The organism is Brachyspira catarrhinii, assembly GCF_005518285.1.
Classification (GTDB): domain Bacteria; phylum Spirochaetota; class Brachyspiria; order Brachyspirales; family Brachyspiraceae; genus Brachyspira; species Brachyspira catarrhinii.
This window is the reverse complement of sequence record NZ_SJDU01000338.1, coordinates 1-2,490: the sequence shown is the minus strand read 5'-3', so window position 1 is coordinate 2,490 and position 2,490 is coordinate 1. Positions and strand designations below refer to the sequence as shown.

4 protein-coding genes are annotated in these 2,490 nt (G+C 30.0%); 1 reads left to right on the top strand and 3 read right to left on the bottom strand.

Annotation, left to right across the window (positions count from 1 at the left end; genetic code table 11):
* On the top strand, nucleotides 1-428 hold a 428-nt coding region (locus tag EZH24_RS10230; RefSeq protein ID WP_137999036.1), incomplete at its 5' end, for a sugar ABC transporter substrate-binding protein.
* A 31-nt stretch (nucleotides 429-459) separates the two neighbouring features.
* On the opposite strand, the gene EZH24_RS10225 is transcribed toward EZH24_RS10230, so the two are convergent.
* The 3 genes from EZH24_RS10225 to EZH24_RS10215 all read right to left on the bottom strand — a co-directional run.
* The gene (locus tag EZH24_RS10225; protein WP_137999035.1) at nucleotides 460-1,212 is read right to left on the bottom strand and encodes an ABC transporter ATP-binding protein; all 753 of its coding nucleotides are present in this window, start codon (nucleotides 1,210-1,212) and stop codon (nucleotides 460-462) included.
* Between the two features lie 19 nt (nucleotides 1,213-1,231).
* Nucleotides 1,232-1,990 carry an ABC transporter ATP-binding protein gene (locus EZH24_RS10220; RefSeq protein ID WP_137999034.1) on the bottom strand — a complete coding sequence of 253 codons (759 nt, stop codon included), beginning with the start codon at nucleotides 1,988-1,990 and terminating at the stop codon, nucleotides 1,232-1,234.
* A 19-nt stretch (nucleotides 1,991-2,009) separates the two neighbouring features.
* Nucleotides 2,010-2,490 (bottom strand): ABC transporter permease (locus EZH24_RS10215; RefSeq protein ID WP_137999033.1); only part of this gene is annotated, 481 nt, incomplete at its 5' end.

The window sequence follows — 2,490 nt, the reverse complement described above, 5'->3', positions numbered from 1 at the left end:
ATAAAAAGCGTGTTGATAGCTTGGCAAACAGACTTAAAACAGATTATCAAAATGTTAGGCTTCAGTCTATAATAGAAATGGAAAAAGATAATAATCTTAATTTTGATAAGAGTAAGGATAACCTATTAAAATATAGTGATACAGATGTAGTTATATGTCCGGGGGCAGAAACCAGTAAATATGTTATAAATGCCATTAAAGAATTAGGGCTTTATAATAAAATAAAAATTATAACATATGATTTTTCAGAAGTTGTAAAAGAGGGGCTTTTGGACAGAGGGATTATAGCCTCAATAATACAAAATCCAAAAGAACAAGGATACAGAGCAATAAAAGTTTTATTTGAATATTTACTTACAAAAACTATACCAGATAAAAGATACACATATATAGAAACACAGGTAATATTCAGAGAAAATTTATTATAGTAATTATATTAATTATTTATTTTAGTTATGTCTACCACCATTTTATAAGTTCAGTTATCTCTTCTCTGTATTCAACAAATTTAGGGTCAGAAATATTTCTAGGATGCTTCAAATCTATGTGTATTTCTTTTTTTATAGAAGTAGGCTTATTAGTCAATACTAAAACTCTTTCTCCTAAATAAACTGCTTCCTCAATATTATGAGTAATAAATATTATAGTAGTTCCTAAAGTTTTCCATATATTTAAAAGCTCATCTTCTAATTTAAATCTTAAAGATACATCTAACTGTCCATAAGGTTCGTCCATTAAAAGAAGTTCTGGCTCTACTGCAAATGCTCTAGCTATAACAACTCTTTGAAGCATACTAGCAGAAAGTTCGCTTGGATAAAAATTTCTAAACTTTTCAAGCCCTACCATTTTTATAACCTTATCAGCTCTTTCATTTATTATATCCTGAGGAAGTTTTTTTATTTTCAATCCGAATTTAATATTTTCTTCTACCTTTAGCCAAGGCATAGTAGAATATTCCTGAAATATATATGCTATATCATGTTTTTTCAAATCTACATGTTCTCCGTCTATTCGTATAGCACCGTAAGTAGGTTTATATAGTTTAGTAAGGCTGTTTAAGAATGTAGTTTTACCGCATCCTGTAGGACCTACTATGCATAAAAACTCACCTTTCATAACATCAAATGATATATCATTTAAAACCAATAAATCGCCGAATTTTTTTGTAAGTCTTGAAACTTTTACTTTAACTTCTCTAGTATCATTTGTCATAAGTATATCCTTTTTAATGTTATAAAGTTATATCCATATTGTCATTTATTTCATTTCTAATTTTTAAGAAATTAGGATCTGTTAATTTTCTAGGTCTAGGCAAATCTATAATATATTCTTTTTTTACAACTGTAGGACAATTTGTGAGAAGTATTATTCTATCACCTAAATATACAGCCTCTTCAATATTGTTGGTAACAAATACAACAGTTCTTTTTTCTTTCTGCCAAATTTTTTCAATTTCTTCTTCCATCATATACCTTGTTTGTGCATCCAAATGTCCGAAAGGCTCATCAAGAAGCATTACAACTGGTTCATTGCAGTAAGCTCTTGCTATGCCCACTCTCTGCCTCATACCTCCTGATAATTGATTAGGATAACTATTTTCAAATCCATTAAGACCAACTAAATCTATATAATATTTAGCTTTTTCTCTTCTTTCCTTTTTTGGTATGCCTCTTGCTCTAGGACCGAACTCTACATTTTCCATGACAGTTAAAAATGGAAATAAAGCTGTAGTCTGATATACAACTCCTCTTTCAGGGTGCGGTGCTGTTACCTTTTTGCCATTAACTACTATGTCAGAGTATTCAGATGTTTCTAATCCTGCTATTAAATTTATTAATGTAGTTTTTCCGCATTGACCTGGTCCGAATAATACTACAAATTCATTTTCTTTAACTTCAAGACTAATATCTTTTATAACTTCTTTATATCCATGTTCGCTGAAAAATACTTTATTTACATGATTCATTTTTATAATAGTTTTATTTTCCATAACACAACCTAAATTAATTTTATATCCCTGTAGAATTCCAAATAGTTAATCTTCTTTCTATATATCTCATTAGAGAAGATAATAATAAACCAACTATACCTATAGTTATCATACCAGCCAAAACCTGAGGAATATTTGCTGTATCAGACCCTCTTATTATAACCCAGCCTACACCTGCAAATGAACTAACCATTTCAGCAGCTAATACACCCATCCAGCTTACTGAAAAACCTACCTGCATACCATTAAATATTTGAGGAACTGAAGCTGGAAGTATAACATGCAAAAATATATCTCTGTCATTTGAGCCAAGCATTTTAGCAGCACCTATTAAAGTAGGATTAACCTGTGAACTTCCTGCATAAGCGTTTAAAGTAACATTAACAAAAGTACCAATAAATATTATAAATATTTTTGGAACCTCCCCTATTCCAAACCAAAGTATAGCCATAGGTATCCAAGCTATAGGAGGTATTTGTCTGAATACTTCAAAAAATGGT

Coding starts and splice junctions, on each gene's coding strand:
- EZH24_RS10220 (WP_137999034.1), bottom strand. CDS start 1,990: ATGGAAAATAAAACTATTATAAAAATGAATCATGTAAATAAAGTATTT.
- EZH24_RS10225 (WP_137999035.1), bottom strand. CDS start 1,212: ATGACAAATGATACTAGAGAAGTTAAAGTAAAAGTTTCAAGACTTACA.